Here is a 26991-nt window from a genome sequence, read left to right on the forward strand (position 1 = left end):
CTTTGGGTATGGCTCCTTCTTCGTTGCTGACGCTGTTGCTCTGTGGAGCTGCCGTCCTTGGAGGGGTGCTATACAGTCAGAAGCATGGCGAGGTGGGTGCTGGGTCGCGGCTCAGTGAGTTGAAGCGCGAGCTGGAGCTGGCTGAGGCGCAGATTGCAGAGCTCCGAGATCACAATGCCCGGCTCAAGGCTTTGGTGCTGGCGGATGCGCCGGTAGATTTGCCTGAGGGCGTGGTGCAATTTGTCGCGTCCAGACCGGGCGCTTCGGTGGCGCAACAAGCTCAGGCGTTCATTCGGAGCCGAGAGATCTTAGAAGAGGCCGCAAGCCAGTATTGGCTGTTAGGATTGAGCCTCGATGCCTTGTTGGCTAGAAATTATGCCATGGAGGCATTGGGCGTCCTTCCTGAGATGAGTGACTGGCAGGGGATTTTAACGGCACTGACTTACCGGGGGGCGATGGTGGTCTTTGACCCAAGTGCCGGTGAGCTATTACTAGATGAACGCTTTGATGATGGTAATGTGCACCACCTTGCGCAGCTGGTGCATGCGCTTGCTGTGGCCGCCTTGTGGGATACGGTGGAGCTCAGCGACCGAGACGACACGCGCATGGTGCAAGTGGGGATGGTATTCGCTAGAGCAAGCCAGCTTAGCCAACAATTTTACACGGAGAAGTCGCGAGCATTGGCGGTGCCGCTGCAGGCGGCTGGGGCCTCGCAGGTGGAGTTAGGGCAGCAGGGGGAAGGCGCTAAGCTCCCTGTGATGCTGGAGCGGTTTTTCCGAGACGACTGCGGGAAGTGGCTGCTGGCGAACCCTACGCTAGAGAGCTGGCCTTTGTCGACGCAGGCGGTGTTAGCTGGAACCTCGCATGAGGAGACTGGCGCAGAGATAGAGCCGCTGCCAGACGCTGAGCTGACCTGTGAGCTCGGTGTGATGGCCGCAATGGCATGTGTGCCTGAGGGGCAGGAAGCATGGGTCCTGGAAGCCTTCCAAGGGGATCAGCTGAGTATTGCGGTGGATGTCGATGAACAGCTTTTTATCCAATGGAGCACGCGTTGGCGTGACCCTTCCTCTGCTGCTCGCTTTGTTGAGCAGTTGGCAGTCCGTGAGCATGCCGTCCGTGAGGGTGGCATGGTGATCGTGCGGCTACAACACAGTGCCTCTGGCGAGAACTAAGGGGAGCTTGAATGCATGAGGGGAAGCGCCTGTTGACGCCAGATTGAAGAGATGTACTCTACTGATATGAAAGTGGCCGTATTTAGCCCATATGCCTTGGATAGCCCTAAAGGCAATAGTGTCACGGCCAAACGGCTGGAGCAGTTGCTGGCTACTGTAGGCCACAGCGCAAGGGCTGTGGATCGGATTGAGGCTATCGGCTTGCCAGATGCTTTGATCGCTTTGCACGCGATTCACAGTCTCGATGCAAGCCGGCACTACAAACAACAGAGGCCCGAGGGGCGGCTCTTGATCTATCTCACAGGAACGGACATCTACGAGGTAGATCGGGCTAGCTTGCTGGACGAGTCTTTGGAGATGGCAGATGCCTTGATTGTGTCTCAGGCGGCTTCGTTAGAAAGCATCCCCGAGAGGCACCGCCCTAAAGCAGTGTTGGTTCCGGCCAGTGTTGTGCGCCCCAAGCAGTCCGAGCTCCCAACCGAGTCAGATGCGGCAGGGATGGCTGGCACTCGCTTTTGCTTTGTGGGGCACCTGCGCGAGGTGAAAAACCCGTTTTTGGTGAACCGAGCGCTTGCGGGGCTAGAGGATCCGGTGGCTGTGCTGGCGATGGGGACGGAGCTGGAGTCTGGCTACACCCAGCGGGCCCGAGCTTATGAAGCGGCAGACCGGCGTTATCGCTACCTTGGCAATGTGCCTCATGCTGAGGCGATGGCTTGGATGCGCGCGGCTGACTTCACCCTGAATACTTCCTTCAGTGAGGGTGGGGCAAATGCGGTGGCGGAGTCGATCGTGCTGGGGACACCTGTGTTGGCTAGCCGCATTGAGGGTAATGTGGGGATGTTGGGCGCCGAGTATATGGGGTATTTTGAGCCGGGCTCAGCGCAGTCCTTGGAGGGTTTGATGCGGCGCGTGATTCGAGATCAGAGCTTTGCCGAGGCCTTGAGGCAGCAAGCGAGAGAGCTAGCTCAGTGCTTCAGGCCAGAAGCCGAGATTGCGGCCTTGGATGCTTTGCTTTCGTCTGGCGAATAATTTAGGGTCTGAGGTTTGACATTCCTGCGTATATCGAGGATGACTTGTGGCATGTTCGAGCTAAGCGGAAAAATCAAACTCATCGACCAGACACAGACCTTCAATAGCGGTTTTACCAAACGTGAATTTGTGATCACTACGAGTGATTCAAAGTACCCACAAGACATCAAGTTTGAAGTGGTGAAAGATCGTTGTGAGCAGCTCGATCAGTACGCACTAGGCCAGGAAGTACTGGTCAACTTTGATGTCCGCGGTAATGAATACAATGGCCGCCACTACGTGAATTTAAATTGTTGGAAAATCCAGGCGGCGGGCAATGCTGGTGCAGCGCCTGCGCAGGAACCAAGTGCTGGCTTCCCCGCGAATGAGCCTGAGCCAAGTCCATCAGACTTGCGTAGCCCAAACTACGAAGACTCTGACGATATTCCATTTTAAGTGATTACTTTTGCAAGCGTTAGAGCTTGCTAGAGATAAGTGATGGAAAGCGTTAGGCGTAAAGTCGCAGTCGTAGGAGGAGGGCCTGCTGGCCTTCGTGCGGCTGAAGTTGCCGCGCTTTCTGGAGCTGAGGTGGTGCTCTATGATGCCATGCGATCGACTGGTCGCAAGTTTTTGGTGGCGGGCAAGAGCGGGCTCAATCTGAGCAATGCGACGCCATTTCCAGAGTTTATGGAGGTGTATGCGGGGTCGGCCCAGGTGCCGCTTCCCGCCTTTTTTTATGAGGCCTTGAGCGCCTTTGACAATGTGGCGTTGCGCGAGTGGGCTGGCGGCCTTGGTATCGAGACCTACGCGGCGAGCTCGAACAAAGTTTTCCCTGTGGGGATGAAGGCGGCGCCATTACTGAGGCGCTGGGTCGAGCGTTTACGCCAGTTGGGAGTGACGATTCGGGTGCGACATCGACTGTTAGATTTTCGAGTGGACGAGCAAGTCTTGGTGTTTGAGCACGATGGGGAGAGCTGCGAGTATCCATGTGATGCTGCGGTGCTGGCGCTTGGAGGGGGATCATGGCCCAGCACGGGCTCTGACGGTACTTGGCAGGCATTGATGAAGGCTAAAGGGATCTCTGTGACTCCCTTGAGCTCTGCCAATTCAGGCTGGGAGTGTGCCTGGCCTCGTGTGGTGCTCGAAGCGGCAGAAGGCCTGCCTCTGAAGAATTTGGTGGTGCATGCTGGGGCGGCATCGCAGCATGGCGAATTGGTGATCACGCGCTATGGGCTTGAAGGTGGTCCGGTGTATCGGTTAGGGCCAGCGATCCGCGCTCAGGACAGCCCGCATGTTTTGATCGATTTCAAACCGACCTTCACGGAGCAGGCATTGGCTCGGAAAATGGAGTCCGTGAAGCGCGACTTTCTAGCAGCCGCTAAAGAACGTTGGAAGTTGAGCGATGCTGCTATTGCGGTGATTCGAGGGCTCTATGGGGAAGTGGATGATGCTCTCTCGCTTGCCGCCTGCGTGAAGCGATGCAAGGTGCCGCTGACTCAGCCGCGCCCGATGGATGAAGCGATTTCATCGGCTGGCGGGGTGCGATGGTCTGAGCTAGCCGCAGATTTCAGCGTGAAGCAGGTACCGTGGATGCATCTAGCGGGTGAGATGCTCGACTGGGAAGCTCCTACTGGGGGCTACTTGTTGCAGGCGGCTTTTGCCACCGGCACTGTGGCTGGGAATGCCGCCGCTGTGCTGGGCGAATAGAGCGTTCGTCTAGAAACATTCAGAGGCTCGCACTGTGTGGTAGCACGAGCCTCTGTGGGGTTTATGATTGGGGGGACTTGAGCTGATGAAGCAAGGGGGGACTAATCAACTGCAATAAAAAAACTAGCTTTCGTGAATAATCAGGTCAACAGAAATGATTAAGATTCATCCTATCTGACGAAATCGTCACTATTTAAAATGGTTTTGGCTCGGTTTTTATAAGTTTCACGGCTTCATCGTCTTTCATGGATTTACCGATGAGTCTCTCGGTGAAGCCCCAGAGGATGGAGCTTTGATCGATGGCTTCGACGCGTTGGGTCGAAGAGATGGGTTTACCCAGAGCATTGATGCCGGTTGAAGAGATTTCCCAATGGTGGTCGATGTGTTTCCAGCTAGCCTGTGAGTGGCTACCATTGGAATCGAAGCTCCATGAGATGATGCGTTCCTTGATGGGGTCCCAGCCGATGCGCATGGTGAGCAAGGTGGGATCGTCATCGCCCATGCTGTATTGGCCGCGGCCCATGAGCCATGAGCCAGAGGGGTCCCAGCGGAAGTTGATGGTGAGCTTGCCGTGTTCGGAGAGCGGGGCAACCCAGTCGCCGACGAGGCCTTCGATTTGCTGGAGCGCTTCGAAGGCGGGTTTTGCGGAGACGTCGTGGTTGCGCGATTGGACGATTTTCCATTCACCGTCTGCTTGTTGCTGTGAGATTAACTGGTAGAGGTAGGCGCTGTTATTTTCTTCGTGAGAATTGAAGCGGATGGAACCTTCTTCGAGCACCAGCTGGGGGGTGATGAAGCGGATCGAGGCTCGCGTCAGGTTGACCACGGCGTTTGGTTCGCTATCGAAGATCATCATGTAATGTTGTTCGATGGCGTCGTGGCCGGCGAGTTTGACATTTTCTTGTAAGAGAATCTCGCCTTGATCGGCATAGAGTGCGGTGAGGGCGCTGGAGTTTTTTTGGTTGAACGCCTCGACGTAGCGTTCTGCAATGGTCTGATACTTGGCCCAGTTGGCATCGTGTCCGTGGTCGTCTGCCTGTGCTAGTGTGCTGGTGGCCAGAACTGCTGCGAAGCTGAGGGTTTTAGGAAGTCGCATCGTGTGTGTGGTGTGAGTGCTTAGCTAAGTGCTTTGGTGACGATGCTCTTGGCGGCGTCTGAGAGGTCGAGATTGAATGCCGCTGTGTGACCTGCTTCGCTCATTTTCCCCCAGGTTTTCTGGACGATTTTGATCATTTTGTCTTCTTCGGTGTCGGCAATGAGGTCATCGAACTGCGCCTCCATGAAGGTGAGGCAAAGTGCGTCTTCGAGGCATTGGCATTCTGCGTCTTTGCGGAGGTTTTTTTTGAGGTTGAGTTCGCCGACGCGATCGATGGTGGCTTGGTCGTAGCCGACTTCAGCGAGGATTTCGGCGGCGCGCTTGGCGTGGAAGAATTTCAGGTCGCTACGCCACTTGAGGTAGCCTGGTCGGTCCATCGGGTAGTCGCTACGTGGGCTTTCCCAGCGGCAGATGTGTTGGCTGCGGGCTGCGAGTAAGAGAGCGGATGAGGCGTTTGGCTGGAGCTTGAGCACCCAATCGTAGTGGCGCTTGGAGAACCAAAGTTCGCGTGGATGCGATTCGCCGGCGTGTTCCCACTGACGTGGGTCGGCAGCATTGGCGTCGTCGATAGCGTCGATGGCTTGGTCAAAAAGTGCGTCCTCAGTCATAGATTTGGACTATAGAGCTTCATCGTATTTGCTCAATAGCAATTGCCATAGAATCCTAGAGTGGCTATGGGTAGGCGGAAATTGGCATGATTGATGAGCTGGAAATTGTCTATGAAGACGCGCATTTGCTGGTAGTGAATAAACCGAGTGGGTTGACTTCGGTGCCGGGTAAGGGGGTGCATGCTAAGGACTCGTTGACGACGCGGGTGCTGCAGCGCTACCCGATGGCGCCGATGTATCCTGCGGTGCATCGTTTGGATATGGATACCTCAGGTCTGATGTTATTTGCGCTGCATGCCGAGGCGCTCAAAGGGGCTTCTAAGTTGTTTGAACAACGTCGCGTGCACAAGCGTTACATTGCGGTGCTGGATGGTCGACTGGTGGCCGATGGGGGGACGATTGAGCTGCCCTTTAGGCTCGATCCAGATGATCGCCCTAGGCAGATCTATGACACCGAGCATGGCAAGATGGGGACGAGCCACTGGCGGGTCTTGGAGCGAGATGTGGTGGTGGATGCTGCCTTGCTCGGCAAGGATGAGGATGGGATTGGCACTCGCGTGGAGTTTGAGCCTGTGACCGGGAGGACCCATCAGCTGCGCTTGCACGCTTCGCATGCGCTCGGCTTGGGCGCGCCGATTGTGGGTGATTGCCTTTATGGCACTGGTCAGCGGCATGGCGAGTTGCGTCTGCATGCGAGCCATTTGAGCTTCGAGCATCCGATTCACGGCGAGCCCATGGAGTGGCATTCCGCGCCTAGCTGGTAGAACTTGCTGTTATTCGAGCTCGGCTGTGAGCTTTTGCAGGCTGGGTGCCTGGGCGGCGAGTGTGCCATCGACGTAGAGGAAGAGTCCTTTGCCTTTGCCATACGTTTCGCCGCTGGCATCCCAGGTGATGGTGAGAAGTTTCCCCTTGTACGGCAGCTTGTTGATGCTGAAGTACGACCATTGAGTCTCGGGTAGGAGTGGCTGGATTGTGAAGCTGTTGTCGAGACTCGGGCGGAGTCCAATGAGCCCAGTGATGAGGAGGTCATTGTAGGTGGAATGGTTGTAGTCTTTGCCGCGCTCTTTGCCACCTTTTTGAGCGCTCCATGTGCCATTTTTCCATTGTTTGAGGCGTGTGCGGGAGATCCAATCACCATTGAATGGATGGAGGTTTTCATCGATCCAGGGCACGACTTTGCCATCCTCGCGGGTGCGCGTGTGTGACTTGGTGTAGATGTCGAGCAGGGTGTAGTAATCGGCCCGGTTGACGGCGTTCTGTTGGTAGTTGTTGAGCAGGTTCGCCATGCCGGTGAGGGTGATGGAGGTGGCGAAGGGCCAGGAGGGGCCATTCCACTGGCATTCGTGGCCATGGTAGGAGAGTGAGAATTGTGGGTGGCGTTGCTCGGCGGAGGTCGGGCCAAAGGGGGCGAAGAAGCCCTCGGGGTCCATCACTTGTTTCCACGCTGCGGAGAACTCGGGTTTGTCTTCTGGGATGTTGAAGTACCATGGTGTGAGGCCGTGAAGCTCGCGCACATTCACGAGCTGTTGCTCGCCCTGGCGCAGGACTTTAAAGAACTGAGCCTCGGGGTCCCAGAGCTGTTCTAACATCGATTGTTTGATGGTCTTTGCTTTGCCGCGGAATCCCTTGGCGAGCTCCACCTCACCGGCCATGTCGGCGATCTCTGCGATCGCCATCGCATCACCGATCATGTAGGAATTGATGGTGGGGCGGTAGCCATCGCCGCCGATCGCGCATTCCATGCCGTCGCGGTCGGCACGTTGGAAGAACAAGGGGCCATGCTTGCGGTGGCTGCGCTCCCAGGCGGCGTAGTTTTGCTGCAGATCGGGCAGTAGCTCCTTGAGTAGAGCGGGGTTCGGGTGCACCATGTGCTGCTGCAGGATTGAGTCGGCGATCCAGAAGCTATAGCTGCGCGGCGAGCCGCCCTTGCGTAGCCAGAAAATCGAATAGTCGTCTAGGTACTGGGGATTGCGCAGCCAGCGGCCTTCGCGGTACAGGTGGGCGCCGGGGCAGCTGATGGTGTTGTGCTTTCCAGCCCAGCTGACATCGGGCAAGAACTCGGTGATGACATAGCCATCGGGCGTCTGCCGCACATGCTTGCGGTAGGTCCACCAGCGGAAGTAGTAGGTCTTTTCAAAGGCTTTATCGGAGCACTCGAAAAGCGGGATATTCTTTTCCAGAAAGTCGTAGGCCTGCGCATTGGGGATGTGCGCGTAGAGTTCTTCGTCGTCGGCATTGAAGCCCTCCACGTAGCTCTTGAGCAATGCGGGATCGGGGCTGGCACTTAGGTAGTTTGTGAGCGCGGCGGCGAGGAAAAAGCGATAGATACATTTCATCTAGATGTCGTTCTACGCAAGCGTTCGAGATGAACTTTCTGTATCCTCAATTTTATAAGTAGCGGGTCAGTCCATCGACGGTTTATGGCTCAGCGACGAACTCCAAGTCTGGGCTGTCTGGGTGGTGCCTTAAGGTGATGGTTTGGAAAGTCTCTCCAGAGTCGCGGTAGATGAAGTCAACGCTCACGGTTTTTTCATCCACCCACTCGGCTTTGGCATTGAATTGCTTTTCCTCGAATGCTTGCTGGTATGACGCTTCATGGCCATCGACTTTGAGCGTGATGTAGCATTGGTTTTTCCCTAGATGCCTTGGTTCCCATACGTCAATTAGACATGTTCTGTTCGATTCTTGGATCTCAGCTTGAGTATCATAGGGAAAGATCCAGAATCTTGTGATTCCAGATGAAAATCTCGAGCAAGTCCACACCCCGAGAATCGCGATACCGAGGATGTACCATTTTAGGTGTTTCTTCATGTGACTGGACATCAGAAAGCTTACAAATACTTCGTCAGCCCATCCACAGTCTCTTGATCTAGAGCCTTCACTAATGCGGTGCTGAGCTGGACCATGGCGAGGTAGTCGTTGAGGTTGATCATGGCATTGTGGGAGTGGATGTAGCGGGCGGGGGTGCCGAGCACGACACTGGGAATGCCTAGGTTTTCTTTGTGGATGTTGCCGGCGTCGGTGCCGCCGCTGTCGCGCACGGTGATCTGGTAAGGGATTTGGTTTTCCTGGGCCACGCGTTCGACGAGGGCGACGAGGCGCGGGTTCATCAGGGCGGTCGGGTCCTGGATGCGGATCTGCACGCCTGCACCGAGGGCGCCTTGGCTTTCGGCGGGGTTGAACCCGGGTGAGTCGTCTGCGGGTGGGCCTTCGAGGATGATGGCGACATCTGGCTGCACCTTGCGCGCGGCGACGCTGGCGCCACGGAGACCCACTTCTTCTTGCACGGTGCCCACTCCGGTGAGTTGGTTGGGAAGTGCCGTCTGAGCGAGTTCTTGAAGGCTTTGGATGACGCAGGCCATGCCGACGCGGTTGTCGAAGGCCTTGGCGAGGTAGTGGTCGGGCTTGCCAAGGGCGCTGAAGGGGACGGCAGGGGCGATCGGGTCGCCGAGGCTGATGCCGAAGTTCTGGATCGTATCGGCTTGGCTGCTGGCGCCGATGTCGATGAAGAGGTGCGCGATGTCGAGCACCTTGCTGCGTTCGGCTGGGCTTAGGTGGTGTGGTGAGACGCTAGAGATGACACCGAGCACCTTGTTGCCACTCTGGGTTTTCACCTCGACCCGTTGGCTGAGTAGGGTGTGCGTCCACCAGCCTCCTACAGCTACGATCTTGAGAAAGCCGCCAGGGGTGATGTGTTTGACGCGGAAGCCGACTTCATCCATGTGGCCCGCGAGCATGATGCTTGGTCCATCACTACCGGTTTCGCAGTAGACGCCTCCCATCTTATCGGCACTGAGTTCGCCTATGCCTGTGAGTTCATTTACGAAGATTTCACGCACTTCTTCTTCGTAGCCAGAAACGGCGTGTGCTTCGGTCAATTCTTGCAACAGACTTTGTGCCTTTTTTTTCATAGAAAAAAGCTTACCTCGGAGCGCCGATCAGTGTAAACCCCCGAAGCAACGAAGCGATCAATTCATCATGCAACAGACTAAGGACATCCACATCACTAAAAACACGCCTTTGCCATCACCTCAAAGCCTGATCGAGGAGATCAAGCCCAGCGAGGAGCAAAGCAATTTTATCGCGGAATCGCGTCAGGTGATTCAGGACATCCTCCAAGGCAAGGACTCACGCTTTCTCTTGATCGTCGGACCATGTTCGATCCACGACACGAAGGCGGGCCTCGAGTACGCGCAGAAGCTGGCGAAGCTTGCTGAAGAAGTGAAAGACAAGGTCTACATTGTGATGCGTGTGTACTTTGAAAAGCCACGTACGACGGTCGGCTGGAAGGGCCTGATCATGGATCCACACCTCGATGGTTCCGATGACATCGTTGCGGGACTGAGCCTTGCGCGTCAGTTCCTCCGTGAAGTGGTCGACTTGCAATTGCCTACAGCGACTGAGCTTCTCGATCCAATCACCCCGCAATACATTGCTGATCTCATTTCTTGGTCCGCCATTGGTGCGCGCACGACTGAGTCACAGACTCACCGCCAGATGGCTTCAGGTCTCTCCATGCCACTTGGTTTCAAGAACAGCACGGCGGGCGATCTCGTGGCGGCGGTCAATGCCATCAAGGCAGCAGTCCAGCCTCAGACATTTCTCGGCGTCTCACCAGAAGGCGTGGCCTCCGTGGTCACCACTTCCGGCAATCCAGACTGCCATATCATCCTCCGCGGCGGCGAAAGCGGCCCGAACCACACCGCGCCATTCGTGGCGGAGGCGATGGAAAAGCTGGAGAAATCGGGTGTTAGCAATGCCATCATGATCGATGCCTCACACGCCAACTGTGGCAAGAAGCAGGAGCGTATGCCAGGCGTTTACCGTGAGATTCTCGCTCAGCGAGCTGCGGGTAATGCACGCGTCGTTGGTGCGATGCTAGAGTCTCACCTTGTTGAAGGGAACCAATCGTTCCCCCAGCCGCTGGAGAATCTCACCTATGGCAAGTCGATCACCGATCAGTGCATCAATTGGGCCACCACTGAAGAATTGGTGAGAGAGACAGTCGCGGCGCTGTAGTCGCCTAGCTTCTATTCAACCTCGCCACAGCATGGCAGGCTGAGGCGGCTACGTGTTTTTCTTAGCGTTCCGAAACATCCTGTAACTTGGCGTATTCTAGTTCTCACACGCAACGCTTAGCTCTATCCCTGAACCGCTGGCCGGCCCCAACCTTCGCTAGAGCTACGACGGACACGGTCGGAGAACCAGCCCTGCCTAGTACAGATATCTAGACAGACTAAAATAGATTTACGAAGTGCCGTTGCGGCGGGGCATCGAAATTCGAAGCACCATCAATTTGCTTGCTGCTGACTAGCTGCGTGTGAGCTTCTGTGACCAGGCTCGAGCACTTAGAATGCTGACAACGCCACAGCCGAAGGAAAGTGTGGGCAGAATGAGCATGTCCTTAGTGTAGTGACTCTGTTGGAATACGCGTGCAGTGGTCGCCTCCATCCCTGCGCCTGCGAGGTGTTCTTCGATAGTGATTAATAGATAGAAACCATGGATCATGTCAGGCAGTGCACTTAAGGCGAAATAGATGCCGAGAGCGATAAAGGCTGTGGAGTAGAGCTGTGTATCGGTTACTCCTGAAAGGTTAATTTCTTGATCGTTGCCCTTACTGGTAAATTTGGCGATTTTGGGTGCTAAACACCACAAGAGCACACCAAAGAAGACGCGCAGTAAGGCGGTGTAGAGTACCATGCCATTCCCTAAATCCGCGCTCATTGCGAAAAATTGACTGACGAGTGATAAGGAGCCGAATACCGCCCAAAAGAGAGCGAAGATTCGGATTAGAATTTGAGCAATGCTAGAAATTGGCATGCACACAACCTAACAATCAAATGTTAGGAAGGAAGCTAAATCGGATAGTACAGATATCTAGACAGACTAAAATAGAGAGAGTCTAGTATCCATAGGAGTTAGAGCGCATGGGCTTGGGATAGCGTGGTTTTACTATCAGATTCAGCTAAAATAGTTTATGGCTATAGTCTAGCTACTGTTTCTAACATTTTCCAAGTTCGACTACCTAGTGGTAGTGGAGTTCTTAGTGTTAGAAACGAAGCAACACGACGATTGATCGATGACTAAACTATTTTCTCTTACTGCCGCAGCAGCCTGTATGGCCTCGCCATTGTTGATGTCTACTACGCGCCGAGCCTAGATCAGTTGCCAGAGGGCTACGAAGCAAACTGGGTCACCACCGAGAGCGCGACAAATGCCAGCGATTGGTTCTTCCTTTTCCGCCTCTACCGTCCAGCCAGCAAAGATTGGTTCAAGTCGTGGATGCTGAATGACGTCGAGAATATCTCGAAGTGAGCACGCTGGGCTACTCAAGCGCCTTTGGAGCCCATTCAGGGAAGCCCTTGGCGGTTTTTTGCTCTTTGGCTAGTTCCTGGAATGGATGAGGGATCGGGTCCGGGAGTGGGATGTTGTCATTCACAAGGTAGGGATCGAGGCTATCCCACCAGGTGTTGTATTGTTCGTGGAGTGAGGCGACGACCTCTGGGAATTGGCTAGCGAGATTGATAGATTCGCCTGGATCTTGGCTGATGTCGGTGAGGTGTTGGTGTACCTTGCCTTTGTGTTCGTACATGACGAGTCTCCATTTGTCAGAGCGTACGGAAGCGTGGCTGTATTTGTGGTCTTCGCGTGGTTGTGGGTGCCATTTGTCGTTCCAGCGGCCACGGTGGGTGAAGAGGGTGCGGGTGGGCCACTCGGCATCGGCGGATTCTAGCAATGGCACGAGGGATCGGCCTGCGGGAGCGAGCTTTGACTCAGGCACCTCGGTGCCAGCGAGGTCACAGAATGTTTTGTAGAGGTCGATGTGGGCCGTGAGTGCGTGGATATCTTTGCCGGCAGGGAGGGTGCCTTTCCAGTACCAGAACGCGGGCACGTGGGTGCCGCCTTCCCAGGCGCTATTCTTGCGGCCGCGCATTCCGGCATTGAAGGGGGTGATGTCATTCTCTTGGCCCGCTACTTTGATTGGCGCCATGCTCATGCCATTGTCAGTCATGAAGATGACGATGGTGTCCTCGAGTGCCTTCCATTGCTCAAGTTTCTGCATCAGGGTGCCGACATTGTCATCGATGTTTTCGATCATGCCATACCTGGCAGCGGACTTGTCGTCCCAGCCCATGTCGAGAAAGCGTTGCTTGTCTTCTTCGCGGGCGATGTAGGGGCCGTGTGGCGCATTGAGTGAGATGTAGGCGAAGTAGGGGGCATCTGTTTGTTCCTGCTCATGGATCCAGGAGAGTGCTGCATCGAAGAAGAGGTCAGTGCAAAAGCCTTTGGTCTGCACCACCGTGTCATTGTGCAGCAGGACATTATCGAAGTATTCGTTCTCTTCATTTTCGAGGAAATCACCGTATTGTCCCTGCCCGATGCCGCCGGATCCGTGCATCAATACTTCGTGGAATCCACGATTTTGAGGAAGGTATGCGGGCTCGTCACCGAGGTGCCATTTGCCAAAAAGGCCAGTTTGGTAGCCGGCTTGTTGGAGCGCTTGCGGGAAGGTGACGACTTCTGGGGAGAGGCGCTCGCGCAGCAGGATGGTGTGGGAGACGCCTACTTCTAGGGCGTGTCTTCCGGACATCATGGCAGCACGGGTGGGGGCGCAGGTGGGGCTCACTTGGTAGTCGGTGAAGCGGGTGGATTGCGCATAGAGATTGTCGATGTGTGGGGTCTTGAGGTGGGGGTTACCCATGCACGCGAGGTCTCCCATTCCTTGGTCATCGGTGAGGATGAAGATGATGTTGGGCTTGCTCCCTTTTAGAGGGGCGGCAGTGGTGAGTGGGGCGGCGAGGGCGCAGGCGGCGAGGGCTTGAGCGAGAGCGATCTTAAGTTTCATGCTAGTTGGTGGCGGTGTGCTTGTCACAGGTACGCAACGCGGTGTGCATTTCAATCAACAAGGCGAGTGAAATCACACTCGCCTTGTGGATGATGCTATGGGCTGAAGCGATTCCTCAGTGGGATAGCGCGATTTTTTCTAGGTAGTCGAGCAAGCTGGCGAACTCGTGGACTGATGAGGCATTCATGAGGCCTGGGGGCATGAGTGAGTTTGGCAGAGTGCTGCGCTCTTTGATCTGATCTTTGGCGAAGGTGTGCTCTTTGCTAGTGATGTCTCTGAGGCTGACGGAATCGCTGGATTCATCAGTGACAAAGCCCATGAGTGAGCTGCCATCGTTGAGGGTGATGTAGTTGGTCTTGAACCCCTGAGCGATGGTTTTATTGGGCTGGATGATGGCTTCTGCCAGTTGCTCGCGGGTGAGGATGCTGGCGATGGACCCTAAGTACGGGCCTTTGGGAGCTTCATCTGCACGTGAGGTGTGGCAGGAATTGCAGCTTGCTCGGTTGAACACCGCCTCACCCAATGCGATGTTACCTTGTTTGTAGGCTATCGCCTGAGCGATGGCTTCCTCGGCGCTGATGCTGCCAATTTTGGGTGTTTTATCAGCACCAAGCGGCTGGATGCGGAGGCGGCGCATGGCTCCCTTTGCGGCTCCAGCGATCTGTTGATCTGGGTCTTGAGCTGCAAGACGGACACGTTCATTGATGTAGGGAACACGCGCCCAGAAGGCTGCATTGAGGAGGGTGATTTTGTGTGCTTTATTTGGCCAATATTTGTCGATGAGGTTGCGGCTTTGCACCACGGCCTCGGGGCCGACACCTTTGCCTTCAGCCATTTTCAGCAAGGCTTTAGCAGCCCAGATGCCTTCATTGGTGTTGGGTTTGTTGATGAATGTGTTTTCAAAGTCTTGGACGAAGTTTTCGAGTTGGTTCCAATTGACGAATGCGTCGCGTATTTTGCTCGTTTCGATGCTGTTGGGTGCTTGCTGCATGTTGGAGAGTGCGGCGAGCAAGTTCGGGTACACTTCTGGGTCTTTGGTTTTGAAGAGTATTTCGACCGTTGGTTTGAGGTCGTAGCGCGTGGTTTTAGGGTTTTGCGCAGCCTTGTAGATCATGGGGATTGCCTTTTCGGGGATGTCTTTGGCTTCAGCAAGCTGGTTGATCACTGTGGGGATGAGTGCTTGGTTTTGCTCTGCGAGCACAAGGATACGATCGAGTGCGGCATCGTTTTTGATGCGATTTTTCCCGATCAGCGCAATCACGTGTGCGCTCTCGCTGGCGGGGGTGGCATCGTTGTGAATGATTGCGTTGAGGGTCTTGAGGATTGGATCTGATTGCTCCCAAGTTGTGGGCTCGTAGTAGGGGCCACGCGTGTCCGGCCGGGTGCCCCAGGAGTCGCCTTTCCAAGTGGCATCTTGGTGGTAAAGGCGCGCTAGCGAGGAGAGGATGCTCTGGCGGATGTTGAGGTCTTTTTGTTGAGTGAGCATGGCGCTGAGAGCTTCCACATTTTCTTTGGTGTGGATGCGCATGAGTGCCCAGCTGGCGTGGGTGCGGGTGCTGAGGTCTGTGGAGTTGAGGTGCGCGAGCGCGGCTTCGGAAGCCTGCATTTGTGCGAGTGCACGGTAGGCGGTGTGTGCGATGATGGGGTCGCTGTGGCCGAGCTGCTTGGCGATCTCTGGGCTCAGGGAGCGTTGCTGCTGGCGGGTGGCAGCGATGATGGCTTCGAGCACATTGCGCGATTGAGCAGAGGAAAACTGCGCCTTGAGGAAGTCTACAGGTGCGCTACCTGGGAGGCCGGAGGTGATGCGGTCGAGTCCCATGTCGCCCATGGCGCGGGTGATGAAGGGGGTGAGTGGGTCCTCGGGGGAGGCTAGACCGATGACGGTATCGATGACGGATTGGCTGTTCTTGCTATCAATCCCGTGTTGGGTGATGGCGTAGAGTGCGAGGACGCGGTGGCCGAGCTCGAGGCTCTGGTCTTGGCACAGTTGTGTCAGCGCGGCGGTGGTTGCAGGCTGCATCTTGCGGCTGACGAGGTGACGCTGAGCGGTCAAGCGGCGGGTGTGGCTGGGAGAAGATTTGATCAGTTCTACCAAGGCGAGGTCATCGAGCTCGGCGAAATTAGGTAGTGGTTCGGGAGTGAATCCAGTCGGAACGACCTTGGCGATGTAGCCATGGTTGACACCTTTGTAGCCGTAGGAGGCAGGGCCTTTCCACGAGGCTTGATAAATGCCGCTGAGGCCATCGATAGTCGCCTCGGTGGGGCGGGTCATTTTGATGAAGATCTCAGGATCTTTTGCTTCTTTGAATGTGGCACCTTGCGCTTCGACGGTGTGTTTGAACGAGCCTTGGCGTCCCCAGTCGAGTGTGTATGGGAATTTGTTCCAAGCTGCTGGCACTCCGGGTTCATCGAGATAAAACGCACCGACGCCGGAACCGCCACCGTAGTCAGCGAGTGGGGCGACGATTTCGTCGGGGAAGTTGATGTAGTGGCGTGGGTAGCCGTGGTCTTCCAATCCTGTGTGGTGGTGGAAGCGCACGTTCCAGCCGCCGCCGTCGTTGGTGTTGTCGCGTGAGAAGAGGTCGAGCGTTGGAGTGATGGCCACACCGTAGATGTTGCGTGTGTTGTAGGAGAAGACCTCGATACCGGATCCATCTGGGCGAAAGCGTACCACGCCGCCGCCACGCAGTTGGATCTTTCTGCCATCGGTGCCGCTAGCTTCCATGAAGCCGAAGTCGCCGACGGAGATGTAAATCCAGCCATCGGCACCGATGTCTAGGCCATTGGTCGTGTGATCTGCCGATCGGTCTTTGAAGCCGAAGGCAATGTTGGAAATGAGTCGTTTGGATTCGTCTGCCACGCCATCGCCAGTGGTGTCCTTGTAGGCAGTGATGTGTGGCGGGTGGAGGACATAGAGGGTGTCGAGGTCCCAGAGAACGCCGCGGGGTGAGTCGATGTTGTCGACAAATTTGGTGACTTTGTCGGCGCGGCCGTCCTGATCTTCGTCGACGAGTTTGATGATTCTGCCGCGTTCTGCGTCTCGGCCGATTGAGGCGTTGCCGTCTGAAGAGACGTAGAGGTCACCCTCTGGGCTCGCAGAAATGTAGGCTGGGTAGTTGGCCATTTGCCAGGGTGAGAATAAGGTGGGGGTGAATCCTTCCGGGACGCTGATGTCTTTGAGTAGTTCGGTCTCATCCGCTGGACTTAGGCGGTGTGGCTCTGGGTCGATGTTGCCACTTTTTTTGTAGGGATCTTCATCTGCAAATAGAGAAGATACAGCCAGTCCGGTAAAGAAGAGGCTAGCGAGCGGTGTGTACTTGTGGTGATTTGTAGCCATAGAGTCTTATTGATACGTGAAATTAGTGTAAGCTTTTCAGATTTATCCTAATTTTTGAGGATGAGGGGCTGAATAAAGTTGGACAAGGCAATAAAAAATGTGAATTTTCACCCTAACCACTAACCCACTCGCCGTATTTACAAGAAGAGCTTCAGTTTATTGTTGGCATTGCGCTATCTCAACCCTTTGCGCACGCATGTCTCAGTCATTACCCTCATCTCTTTGGTGGGGGTGGCACTGGGGGTGATGGTGTTGGTGGTGGTGATGTCGGTGATGGCCGGCTTTGAGTCGATGGTGAAGGAGCGGGTGCTGGGCGAATCGCCGCACATCACGATGCTGCGCACCGATGTGTGGAATCTGCCTGAAGAGGATGGTGAGGTGCTCTCAGCTGAGTCGCAGTGGCGCGCGTTAAAGGATGAGGTGGAGGAACTCCCCAGCGTGGTGAGTGCCTACCCTTTGGTTAGAGATTTTGTGATCGTCGATATGTATGGTCGCGTGGTTCCGGTATTGATGCGCGGCATTGATACCGAGGATCCAGCGACCATGGAGGGTCTGAAAGAACTGGAGGTGGCTGGTGATGTGGGGATCGGGATGAGCTACGTGGCTGACCAAGGTGCCGCGTCGAGCACGAGTGAGGTGGCGGTGATTTCTTCGATTTTTGCCGAGGAGAACCAGCTGCGCGTGGGCGATGTGCTTGAAGTGGTTTCCAACCGCAACATCAAGCAATTGAAGCCGTTGCTCGACCGCAAAGGCACCCCAACGGTGTATGAGGCGAACCGCGAAAGTTTTGAACAGGTGCTGCAGCATGCCCCTGGGGTTTGGACGGCTGAGGGTGAGCGTGAAAAGATGCTCTACAATGAGGTGCTGGCCGTGCGCAATTTCCTCGAGTCCTTGATGGTGGGGAATATCCGTGCCGGTGAGCGCCGGGCGCTTGAGGCGCTGGTGGAGTCGACGATGACAGAAGAATTTGATGAGGATTATAACTATTATGCTCAGGGATCTTTGCAGGAATTTTTAGATGGTATTGCGGCGATGAAGGCGCTGGATGCAGCAGCCTTGGATCGCGAAGAGGAATTGCAGCTCAACGAGCTAGCGCTGCCCAAGGCTGTGTTGATTCAGGGGATTTACCGCGCGGATCGTTTTGCGCCAGGGTCACCACTTCTGGTGCCCTTGCACCTTGCGCAGGAATTGGCTGGTGTCGGTACGACGGGAGCGGTGAATGGTGTGGCTTTACGTCTCAAAGATCCCTATCAAGCTGCAGAAGTGATGATCGATGAAGTGCTGGAGATGGAAGCTCCGGGGTGGACTCCGGTGACTTGGATGGAGCAATATGAACAACAATTTGCGCTGATCAGCATGCAGAAGTTGATGATGACCTTGGCTTTATCCTTCATTGTCTTGATTGCGGTGTTTTCGATTGGTGCGGTGATGTTCACCGTGACGATCCAGAAGAAGCGTGAGATTGGTGTGATGAAGGCGCTCGGGGCTACGCCACAGCAAGTGACCAATGTGTTTGCGCTGCAGGGGGTGATTGTCGGGCTCTTGGGCGCGCTTATCGGCTCGTTGCTCAGCCTGTTGGTTCTGCACAACCTGGAGGGGATTCAAGATGCTTTCAGGGCCTTTGGTTTTGATCCTTTCTCACGCTCGTTCTACGGAATGGACGCGTTGCCATATGAGATCCATTACGGTGAGATGGCGGTGATAGGAGTGTCAGCATTTGTGCTTTGCTCCCTGGCGGCATACCTGCCAGCATGGAAAGCAGCAAGGGCGGACGCAGCGCGATCGTTGAGGAATTTATAGGATATGAAGTTTTGGTTGATTGAGAACGGTGAGAAGAGCGGGCCACACGAAAGCTTTGCGGTGCGTGAGCGCATTGAGCAAGGTGAGTTGAAGGCTGAGGATTTATGTTGGCACCAGAATGCGACGAGCTGGATGCCTCTCAAGGAGGTGGAGACATTTGAGTCATACTTCCGTGAGGAAGTAGCCGAAGAAGAGGATCAACCGCCAATGATTCCTGAGTCTGCGAAATTGCAGGCTGAGCAAATCCGTAGTGAAGTGGAACGTCAGAAGGCGAAGGCGCCTGCATTGCACATGGTGCGTCGTTACTTCGCGCGTGCTCATGATCTGACGCTGTACATGGCGTTTATTTTCATCGTATTTCAGGAAAAGACGCTCGATACCTTGCTGGGGGAATCGATCTGGCCATACTTGGGGATGGGGCTCGCTTATGTGATTTTGGATGGCATGATGACGCATTTTTGGGGGGCATCGCCGGGGAAATGGTTGCTGGGCTTGAGGGTGACCAATAGCAGCGGGCAATGCATACCACTCACGCCATCATTGGTGCGCTCGATGCGGGTGTGGATCCTGGGCTTTGGGATGTGGGCGATGTGGCTTTTGGCGTTGCCATTGTCTTGGTTTTTAGCGCGTCGGTTTGGTTATTTTTTATGGGATTTACCGCAGCGCTACCGTGTGGTGGTGAAGCCATTTTCAGGTCTCAATGTTGTGGGCTACATGGTGAGTTTGTTCATCATCTCAGCGGCGATGAATGCGTTTATCGATCCGGCGGTGATCGAGCGCATGCACGAGCAATCGGGCTTCAATGAGATGCTGGAAAAGCTCGATCAGTGAGCTTGTTTGTTGCCTATTGGATCTGGAGCTTTTGGAAGTGCTTCGGTTGGTGAAAGTCTGGTGTGTCACCAGGGAGTGGTGTTGCTGTTGCCAATTGCTGGTCTGGGCTAGAGGTGATGGAGCAGACACAAGCATGGGCGTTTTCCGGAAAGCCAAGTGTCGCTTTCAGCTCGGCGAGTGGGATGGCCATGGCGGCAGCCCAGCCGCTATTTGGGATTTCTTTGTGGTAGGTTTGGATGCCGGGGATCGGGGTGTCGCAGCGGCCGTTGAGCTGCCGAGCTGAGGCAAATTCTGCCGACCACCATGCTCCATTGGCGGCGAGGTTGAGTTCGAGGTAGGCATTGCGCTCAGGGTTCGACAAGAACAGCTCAGCGAGGTCGTACTTCCAGAGTTCGGGTGTGAATGTTGATTCTACCGCGTCGGGATGTGTGTATGGGGCACTCTGGTGGATTGCGGCAAACCAGAGATGGCTGTTATCGATGCAAAGCTTGTAATGCAATGGTCTAGAGATTGGAGCGCCATGCCAATCATGCTGGAGTGGCTCGAGTTTGTCCCATGATAATGAAGCCCAATCGAGTGGGCGTCGGCTGATGTGCACGCGCATGACATATGCTGGCCACTGCATGGGTAGCCTGTCTAGTAGATTGACAATGTCTGCTAGATTTTCCAAGTTAGCGCCCTGATGCATGGCACGTTTAAATCATTGTTCTTGATCGCTCTGAGTCTAGCTTTTGTGTGCGAGCTGAGCGCGCGCACATGGACTAACCGGAAAGGGAAGTTGATTGAGGCGGAGATGCTTGGCGTCGAGGGGGATAAGGTGAAGTTGTTGATGAAGGGCAAGACGTTTAAGGTGCCGATCAAGAGTCTTTCCCCGGAAGATCAATCCTTTATTGATAGCTGGGAGCCGGAGGAGGAGGCTCAGTCATCCGGAGCGGCTGAGGTCGAAGCTTCATTTGCTCAAACTTGGCCGAAGTTGGTGACCTTAGATTTGGAGGTGGTGATTGAGGAAAAGGTGCAGGATGATGGTAGCTACATTTACACCAGCCCGAACTATGCATTCTATGCCAATACCAAGTTAGGAAAATCTGTGGTGAAGCGCTTCGCTGTGTTGTTTGAAGCAACGCGCCAGTATGTGCAGCGCTTGCCGCTTGCTAGCATGAAGGCAAGCAAGCAAGGAGAGAAGTACAAGATCTATCTTTTCGACACTGAGAGCGATTATTTTAAAGCTGGTGGGCCGCAGGGATCTGCTGGCGTCTACATCGGTAGTAAGGGGATCATTTTGGTGCAATGTGAGAGCCTCGGGCTGGTGCGCAGGAGCAATAGCTGGGCGGTCGATTATGGCCGTACTAACAAGACCTTGCCGCACGAGATCACCCACCAGTTGATGGATGAAGAGTACTACGCAAAAGGTTCTATGGGCTGGTTCACTGAAGGGATTGCCGAGTATGTGGCAGTCACGCCGTATCGTAGTGGCAAGTTTGTGGTGTCGCGACAACAGCGCAACATCGAGCAGTACGTTACCTCGTTTTCCAAGCAAGACAATCGTGGTAGGAATATTGGGACCGACATCCTGATGCCTGATCTGTTGGAGTATATGATGTTGCCCTACGAAGATTTTGTGAGTACCCCGCAGAAGAACTATGGAGTGGCCGCTTTGTTGGTGACGTATTTTTGCCACTTCGATGGCGAGGGTGATGCCGCTAACCTTAAGAACTTTCTCCGTGCCTTGAAAGCAGGGAAGACCGGAGAGGATGCGATTCAAGCCTTGTTAGCAGGTCGCAGCATGGATGCGTTAGAAGCGGATATCCTACGCGAGTGGAAGAAGCGAGGTGTTACCATCCGCTTCCAGTAAGGCCGATCGCCCGGAGGAGGACTAGCCGATCGTCCAATCGATGAGAATCTTGCCGTCGCGTTGGTTTTCTTGTGCGCGTTTGAGCGCATCGAAGTGGTCTTGAGGGGCATAGCACTTTTCAATTTTCTGGTTCAGCTTTCCGTCTAGCACCATAGTTGCTAGATTTTGATAGACTGCGGCTATTTCATCACGTTTGGCACTACCCAGCCACTTGGTGATCCACAATCCGTAGAGCTGAATGCCTTTAAAGATGAGGAATTTGTTGGGGACCTTGAGGCTACGCATGCTCATGGCACCGAAGGTGACCTGTCCTCCGAATTCGCCTAATGCATCCATTTGGCGCAGAGCGCTATCGCCACCCACCGCATTGGAGGCGAGCACTGGGGCTGCGTCGCCACAGATTCCTCGGACCTTGCTGACAAGCTCAGTATCATCGAGCAGGACATGCTTTGCTCCGAGAGCTTCTAGGTCCGGGATCAACTCCTCGCGACGCACGGTATTGATGGTATGGATGCCGAGCTCATTAGCAATTTGGATGAGGCATTGGCCGACACCGGAATTGGCGGCGTTTTGGATGACCCAATCACCGGGCTGGACTTGTTTGAACTGGTGCAGGACCTGCCAGGCTGTGGCAGGGTTGACCTTGAGCATGGCCGCCTGGCGGTAATCGATTTCCTTTGGGATTTTCAGTACTTGAGCCTCTTGGCAGACGAGGTGGCTGCGCCAGGTGCCGACGCGCTGGATGAAGATGACCTTGTCGCCTTCCGCGAACTTGGGATTGTTTGATTGAAGAACCTCGGCACAACCTTCGATGCCGGGAGTCGCTGGTAGCTCAGGTTTGACCCCATAGGTGCCCTGCGCGAAGTTGATATCGGCAGGGTTGATCGGTGTGGCCAACATACGCACGAGGATGTCGTCCTGGCCGAGGGTGGGCACTTCGAGTGCCTCGAGATGGCAGACATCTTCTGGCTGGCCAAAGGTATGGAGTTGGAGGGTGTTGCTGATCATGGGAATAGTCCGCGTTGTTGTTTCACCTCGGCGACTTCTTGGATACCGAGTGAGAGAGCCGCGAGTCGATGTGGGATTTTTTTGTAGCGAGCGAATGCGAGTACGCGATCGAAGGCCTTGGCCATCATCGTGTCTAACTTACTGAGAACCTCTTGCTCTGACCACTGGAAGCGTTGGATGTTTTGAACCCACTCAAAGTAGGAGACGGTAACACCACCAGCATTGCATAAAATGTCTGGGATGAGGAAGATGTCATCGCGCTTCTCAATGATGGCATCGGCTTCCGGTGTGGTGGGGCCATTGGCAGCTTCGGCGAGGATCTTGCACTTGAGATCGGCGGCATTGTGCTCGGTGATCACGCGGTCGACGGCTGCGGGTACGAGGATGTCGCATTCTTGAACGAGCATGGCATCGGGGTCGATCGTGTCGGCGTCTGGGTAGCTTTTGATGTCTCCTGTGCTGTCGAGGTGTCTTTTTAAGGCTGCTAGATCGATACCCTCGGGGTGATAGAGCGCACCAGTCACATCTGAGATGCCAATGATTTTGATGCCAAAGCGGCTGAGCGTGAGCGCGGCGTAGTAGCCGACGTTACCGAATCCTTGGACAATGGCTGTGGCTTTGTCTGGGTCTAATTGACACTTTGAGAGTGCGCGTGTGGCGAGGAAGGCAACGCCATGGCCAGTTGCTGCTTCACGGCCTTCCGATCCTTGTAGGTTGACTGGCTTGCCGGTGACAACTCCTGGCACAAGGTGCCCTGCGTGGGCGGAGTAAACGTCGAGCATCCAGGCCATGACTTGCGCATTGGTGCCCATGTCTGGAGCCATGACGTCGGTTTCTGGGCCGATGAAAGGAAGCATCTCTGAGGTGTAGCGTCTTGTGAGGTTTTCCAATTCCTTTACACTCATCGTGCGGGGGTCACAAGCGACGCCACCTTTGCCGCCACCGAAGGGAAGCCCCATGAGCGCGCATTTCCAGTTCATCCACATGGCCAAGGCGGCCACTTCCCCGAGGTCGGTGTTGGGGTGGAATCGAAGGCCTCCTTTCACAGGTCCTCGCGAGAGCTGGTGTTGAACGCGGTAGCCAAAGAGCACATGGGTCTCGCCTGAATCTAACTTAATTGGGATGCTCACGGTGAGCAGGCGCTTGGGCCATTTACAGCGTTCGCGGACGTCGTTGGATAGACCAAGGAAGTCGGCGGTGCGGTCAAATTGTTCCGCCGCCATATGAAATACAGGATTGTTCAGAAGTTCCTCTCTCATGAACTAACATTAGATACCAAATTTTAGAATCTCACAAAGAAAATGCTGAAAATAAATAAAGCTCACCATTGGGTGAGCTTTGCGATTCTTGGGTAGATTTGGGTGTACTGGCTGCCTAGAGCTGGCTGAGCTGGACGAGGATTTCGCGCATGGACTCAACGTTTTCTTGCCATTCGGCGTAGTCTTCGGATTCGGCCCAGATGTTGTTGAGTTCGCAGTCTTCGCTGAGGACCTTATCGATGGATGAGAGTACCGTTTCTGGGAGGTCGCTGACGTCGTCACATTCATTGTCACCGCACCAGTCGACAAGTTCGTTGGGCACGCCCACACGAGGTTCATCGAGGAGTGCAATCAGCGTTTCACCTGCGGCGAGGATGACGGATGCTTGTTCTGCTTCTAAAAATCCAGAATCGATACTGATAGAATCGATTAGAAATTCGCGAGCGTCTTCGGAATCAATGAGTTCCTGAATCCAATCATTCGCGGTATCTTCTTCAAATGTCTTTGTGCCCCAAGCTGCCATGGTATTCGATGCGGTTGTGTTCCGTTAATTCGGATTTAGAGGATGGATTTCCTGTGGTCAACCCCCCATGCTCTCTTTTTTTGCATGCGTGGGGAATCTATCAGGCTAGGTGAGTGGTGGTTGCTGATTTTTATAACTGTTGATTATTCGAGATGAAAGACTTATGGGCAAGTTGAATCTACTCGTTGTTGGTGATTTGGCCGGGTCTGCCATTGCGGATGATGGCTGAAAAGTTCTCGGCTTTGTGGTTTTTTTGAGCGACATCGTTGATAAAGCACCTTTCACGGAGCTCTTCGAAGCTGAGATTATCGGTGACGATCGACCCTTCTTCGTAGAGCAATTGGTCGAGGAGGCCATTGATGAGAATGCGTATGTCGAAGACTGAGCGTTGTTCTTCGGGGATCTGGTTGCGGATGCTTGTGGTGCAATTGGCGTTGAGAATGTTGTAGAATTCTGGATCGGTTGCGAGTTTGTTTTGTACTTCGACGGAGCTAAGGAAGAGGTATTCGACCATGGCTTGGTTGGCAGTCGATTTGTAGAGGTAGACTGGTTCGTTGCGTACGTTGGTGCGTAAGCGCACCACATCTTTTTCGTCGGAGAAGATGTATTGGAGTTCGTATTTTTTGTATAGGCCAGCGAGTGGGTTGAAGTATTCGCCCTTCTCGCGTCGGGTTTCGATACTCAGGCAAATGTGGCCTTGTTCACCGAAGTCGAAGGAGAGCATCGGGTGCGCCATGAAGTTGCCTAGGAAGCGATCATGGAAGATGTCTAGCCCTTGAAGCTTGCTGAGCTGCACCGTGCGCGTCGTCCAGCGCGGGATCGACTCACCTGCATCGGTGTAATCGTAGTTGCGGAAGTTGTGGAAGGTGAAGGTGTCGCCATCGATCGTGACGTGGCCGGTTTCTTCAAACCCTTCAGACCAGTCGAGATCATTTGAGGCATCGATGTTGAGCCATGGGATTGCGACAATGAGTACGAAGATGCCGGTGAGGGCGGCGCGTTGCCACCAGTGGCGGAGTCGGTACATTCCCATGGCAAAGAGGATGAGCCAGATCACGGAGGCGATGCTGTTGATGCGTGCATGGCCGCCGTAGGGTTCGTCAAAGAAGAATGCTCCCCACCAATAAATGATGATCAGCCAAAGTGGGAGATTGGCGAGCCAACGGAGGAGTGTTGGGCTTTGTGTGGGTTCTTTGCTCACGGAGTTTGATGGAGGTTGAGGTGCTTGCGGAGGATGCGATTCATTTCTTTGACTGCCGCTGGGTCGCGGTGCGCACCGTGTCCGGAGGGGACGATGAGTTCTGATTCCGCGCCATCGAGGTGCGAGCTAGAATATGGCACGATGCCGTCGGAGCTATTGACGCCTCCTCCTTTTCCCCGATCACCCATGATGGAATGGTAGGGAATACTATCTGGTATGGGGCGGTCGGCGATGAAGCGTAGCGCAGGGTTGCCCTCTTTGAGTGTGCTCATGCTGTTCACTGGGCTTTCGCGGTTGAACATGCTTTTGCCAAGGTCTGTCATCGATTGGGCTGCGCCTGTGATGTTGAATCGGACAATTTCTTTGGGGATTCGGATGAGGGTGGCGACGAAGCTCCCGTACCATGTATTTGCTTTGTTGCTCCCTCGATGTGGGGTTGCGATGAAGATCGCGCGGGTGAGTTCTGATGGCTGCGGGGTATTGAAGAGAGTGACGAGGTCGGCCTTGATGTATGGGGAGGCTTTGAGTTCTTCGATTGGCGTGTGAGAGAGCTTGCTCCAAGCGCTTTCATCGAGATCACGCACCATCATTGAGGTGAGTAGTCCTCCCATGCTGTGGCCAATGATGACCATGTTTTCTGAGCGTCCTGGGGCAGAATGTTCGCGTGTGTATTTGTGGAGGGTGCGCAGGTCTTCTTTGAGCTTGGCTCCGGTCATGCGGACTGGGAAGCCTGTGGGATAGTAGAACATGTAGGGTTGGAATTGGTGGCGGATCTCGGGGTCTGCCATCAACTCATTCACAGGGTCTGCCCAGGTGTCTGGGCTTGATACGAGCCCATGTACGAGGATGAGAGGGGTTTTGTTGGGGTCAAATGGTGCCTCGAGATGGAGTCCCATCCGGCCGGAATAGCGCATTGGTCGGAAGACTCCCATGATGCGGGATGCATCGGCGGTGGCGGTTTTTGTCTCCAATGCGATGTAGGTGCTCGCTGTGAGGTTTACTTTGAGTGGGTGGCGTTTGCCCCAGACCTCGACATGATCGTGGCGTGAGGCATCGTAGAAGTGCACGACGGCTTCTCCGTCGTCTTTGAAGTCAATGAGGGCGCTGAGGTTGAATGAGCCGCCTAGGGTATTGACGAATGGGTTTTGTTTCTCCTGAAAGCGCCCGTGTGTGGCGACCATTGGGGCGCCGATACCGTCTTGGCTGACCTCTGATCGTAGGCCACGGCGGTAGGTGCAGTCGACTGGGATGAGGTCGTCCATGTGGTCGACGTCTTTGAGTGGGGTCTGGCTTGTGTCAAAACTGACGTGGAAGGACTGGAATTCGGTTTGGTACTCAGTGGGGCTAGTCCAGCGGTGCTCGAGCATGAGGTCGAGTGCTTGGCCTACTGCTTGGTTGTAGATCGGAATGAAGTATGGGTTTTGGCTATCCCAGACGTACTTTGCGACCTGCAGGTAGATGGCCGTGGCGTAGGCGGGTTTTTTGGTTTCCCATTGTTCTGCGACGTCCACCTGGCGCACTAATCGTTTGTAGGTGTCGTGGTAGCGCTCGTTTTGCTGCTCTGGCTCCAGTTTCATCAATGGAACAAAGGCGCTCTCCTTCTCGTAGACTTTTAGCTTGCCGCATTGAGTGAGCAGGAGGCAGGAGCTAAATCCGAGGAAGAGCTGCAGCAGCTTAGTTGGCCGTACGGGGAGAGTGTGCTTCATGGGTGTGCGCAAGTGAATCAGCCACCACCTTGCCTAA

General features: G+C 54.7%; 24 protein-coding genes. 10 read left to right on the top strand and 14 right to left on the bottom strand.

The features are described 5' to 3' along the window. The first annotated feature begins 8 nt into the window (after positions 1-8). The 4 genes from F454_RS0108265 (at position 9) to F454_RS0108280 (ending at position 3887) form a co-directional block, all read left to right on the top strand. Positions 9-1172: a hypothetical protein gene (locus F454_RS0108265; protein ID WP_018970177.1), complete on the top strand. Its 1164-nt coding sequence runs from the start codon at positions 9-11 to the stop codon at positions 1170-1172. 66 nt (positions 1173-1238) lie between these two features. Beyond that, positions 1239-2201 (top strand): glycosyltransferase, encoded by a 963-nt coding sequence (locus F454_RS0108270; protein ID WP_169334349.1) that lies wholly within the window; start codon positions 1239-1241, stop codon positions 2199-2201. A 51-nt stretch (positions 2202-2252) separates the two neighbouring features. Next, positions 2253-2636, top strand: a complete 384-nt coding sequence (locus F454_RS0108275) for a DUF3127 domain-containing protein (RefSeq protein WP_018970179.1) — start codon at positions 2253-2255, stop codon at positions 2634-2636. A 42-nt stretch (positions 2637-2678) separates the two neighbouring features. After that, positions 2679-3887 carry a BaiN/RdsA family NAD(P)/FAD-dependent oxidoreductase gene (locus F454_RS0108280; RefSeq protein ID WP_018970180.1) on the top strand — a complete coding sequence of 403 codons (1209 nt, stop codon included), beginning with the start codon at positions 2679-2681 and terminating at the stop codon, positions 3885-3887. A gap of 193 nt (positions 3888-4080) precedes the next feature. On the opposite strand, the gene F454_RS0108285 is transcribed toward F454_RS0108280, so the two are convergent. Both F454_RS0108285 and F454_RS0108290 read right to left on the bottom strand, forming a co-directional pair. Further along, positions 4081-4983, bottom strand: a complete 903-nt coding sequence (locus tag F454_RS0108285; protein ID WP_018970181.1) for a YybH family protein — start codon at positions 4981-4983, stop codon at positions 4081-4083. 20 nt (positions 4984-5003) lie between these two features. Next, positions 5004-5591 carry a DUF4202 domain-containing protein gene (locus F454_RS0108290; protein WP_018970182.1) on the bottom strand — a complete coding sequence of 196 codons (588 nt, stop codon included), beginning with the start codon at positions 5589-5591 and terminating at the stop codon, positions 5004-5006. Between the two features lie 86 nt (positions 5592-5677). Here F454_RS0108290 and F454_RS0108295 point away from each other — a divergent pair, with 86 nt between their 5' ends. Continuing rightward, positions 5678-6355 (top strand): RluA family pseudouridine synthase, encoded by a 678-nt coding sequence (locus F454_RS0108295; protein WP_018970183.1) that lies wholly within the window; start codon positions 5678-5680, stop codon positions 6353-6355. 9 nt (positions 6356-6364) lie between these two features. On the opposite strand, the gene F454_RS0108300 is transcribed toward F454_RS0108295, so the two are convergent. The 3 genes from F454_RS0108300 to F454_RS0108310 all read right to left on the bottom strand — a co-directional run bounded on the left by F454_RS0108300 (position 6365) and on the right by F454_RS0108310 (position 9502). Beyond that, positions 6365-7927: an MGH1-like glycoside hydrolase domain-containing protein gene (locus tag F454_RS0108300; RefSeq protein ID WP_018970184.1), complete on the bottom strand. Its 1563-nt coding sequence runs from the start codon at positions 7925-7927 to the stop codon at positions 6365-6367. 82 nt (positions 7928-8009) lie between these two features. Next, positions 8010-8402: a hypothetical protein gene (locus F454_RS0108305; protein WP_018970185.1), complete on the bottom strand. Its 393-nt coding sequence runs from the start codon at positions 8400-8402 to the stop codon at positions 8010-8012. Between the two features lie 20 nt (positions 8403-8422). After that, positions 8423-9502 (bottom strand): M42 family metallopeptidase, encoded by a 1080-nt coding sequence (locus F454_RS0108310; RefSeq protein ID WP_018970186.1) that lies wholly within the window; start codon positions 9500-9502, stop codon positions 8423-8425. 67 nt (positions 9503-9569) lie between these two features. Here F454_RS0108310 and F454_RS0108315 point away from each other — a divergent pair, with 67 nt between their 5' ends. Then, positions 9570-10610: a 3-deoxy-7-phosphoheptulonate synthase gene (locus F454_RS0108315; protein ID WP_018970187.1), complete on the top strand. Its 1041-nt coding sequence runs from the start codon at positions 9570-9572 to the stop codon at positions 10608-10610. A 291-nt stretch (positions 10611-10901) separates the two neighbouring features. On the opposite strand, the gene F454_RS0108320 is transcribed toward F454_RS0108315, so the two are convergent. Continuing rightward, complete coding sequence (locus tag F454_RS0108320) at positions 10902-11315, bottom strand: hypothetical protein (protein ID WP_156817209.1); 414 nt, start codon at positions 11313-11315, stop codon at positions 10902-10904. A 441-nt stretch (positions 11316-11756) separates the two neighbouring features. Between F454_RS0108320 and F454_RS16115 the strand changes: the two genes are divergently transcribed. Beyond that, the gene (locus tag F454_RS16115) at positions 11757-11906 is read left to right on the top strand and encodes a hypothetical protein (RefSeq protein WP_018970189.1); all 150 of its coding nucleotides are present in this window, start codon (positions 11757-11759) and stop codon (positions 11904-11906) included. Between the two features lie 10 nt (positions 11907-11916). Here the strand turns inward: F454_RS16115 and F454_RS0108330 are convergent, their stop codons facing one another. Next, positions 11917-13437: an arylsulfatase gene (locus tag F454_RS0108330; protein WP_018970190.1), complete on the bottom strand. Its 1521-nt coding sequence runs from the start codon at positions 13435-13437 to the stop codon at positions 11917-11919. 115 nt (positions 13438-13552) lie between these two features. After that, the gene (locus F454_RS14685) at positions 13553-16774 is read right to left on the bottom strand and encodes a DUF7133 domain-containing protein (RefSeq protein ID WP_018970191.1); all 3222 of its coding nucleotides are present in this window, start codon (positions 16772-16774) and stop codon (positions 13553-13555) included. A gap of 186 nt (positions 16775-16960) precedes the next feature. Between F454_RS14685 and F454_RS0108340 the strand changes: the two genes are divergently transcribed. After that, positions 16961-18574, top strand: a complete 1614-nt coding sequence (locus tag F454_RS0108340) for an FtsX-like permease family protein (protein WP_156817210.1) — start codon at positions 16961-16963, stop codon at positions 18572-18574. 3 nt (positions 18575-18577) lie between these two features. Further along, complete coding sequence (locus tag F454_RS0108345) at positions 18578-19405, top strand: RDD family protein (RefSeq protein WP_018970193.1); 828 nt, start codon at positions 18578-18580, stop codon at positions 19403-19405. A gap of 13 nt (positions 19406-19418) precedes the next feature. On the opposite strand, the gene F454_RS0108350 is transcribed toward F454_RS0108345, so the two are convergent. Continuing rightward, entirely contained in the window at positions 19419-20030 is a 612-nt protein-coding gene (locus F454_RS0108350; protein ID WP_156817211.1) for a DOMON domain-containing protein, read from the bottom strand. 57 nt (positions 20031-20087) lie between these two features. Here F454_RS0108350 and F454_RS0108355 point away from each other — a divergent pair, with 57 nt between their 5' ends. Next, positions 20088-21257, top strand: coding sequence for an SHD1 domain-containing protein (locus F454_RS0108355; protein WP_018970195.1), 1170 nt, complete (start codon positions 20088-20090; stop codon positions 21255-21257). Positions 21258-21278: 21 nt separating this feature from the next. Here the strand turns inward: F454_RS0108355 and F454_RS0108360 are convergent, their stop codons facing one another. From F454_RS0108360 to F454_RS0108380, 5 genes are all read right to left on the bottom strand, one after another. Then, positions 21279-22265: an MDR family NADPH-dependent oxidoreductase gene (locus F454_RS0108360; protein ID WP_018970196.1), complete on the bottom strand. Its 987-nt coding sequence runs from the start codon at positions 22263-22265 to the stop codon at positions 21279-21281. Further along, entirely contained in the window at positions 22262-23524 is a 1263-nt protein-coding gene (locus F454_RS0108365) for a Glu/Leu/Phe/Val family dehydrogenase (protein ID WP_033367714.1), read from the bottom strand. The genes F454_RS0108360 and F454_RS0108365 overlap by 4 nt, the downstream gene beginning before the upstream one ends. 115 nt (positions 23525-23639) lie before the next feature. Then, the gene (locus tag F454_RS0108370; protein WP_018970198.1) at positions 23640-24047 is read right to left on the bottom strand and encodes a DUF4259 domain-containing protein; all 408 of its coding nucleotides are present in this window, start codon (positions 24045-24047) and stop codon (positions 23640-23642) included. 178 nt (positions 24048-24225) lie between these two features. After that, a complete protein-coding gene (locus F454_RS14690; RefSeq protein ID WP_018970199.1) occupies positions 24226-25248 on the bottom strand; it encodes a lipoprotein N-acyltransferase Lnb domain-containing protein in 1023 nt (340 codons plus the stop codon). Then, a complete protein-coding gene (locus tag F454_RS0108380) occupies positions 25245-26954 on the bottom strand; it encodes an esterase/lipase family protein (protein WP_018970200.1) in 1710 nt (569 codons plus the stop codon). The genes F454_RS14690 and F454_RS0108380 overlap by 4 nt, the downstream gene beginning before the upstream one ends. Positions 26955-26991: the final 37 nt, after the last annotated feature.

The organism is Rubritalea marina DSM 17716 (genome assembly GCF_000378105.1).
Taxonomy (GTDB): Bacteria; Verrucomicrobiota; Verrucomicrobiia; order Verrucomicrobiales; family Akkermansiaceae; genus Rubritalea; species Rubritalea marina.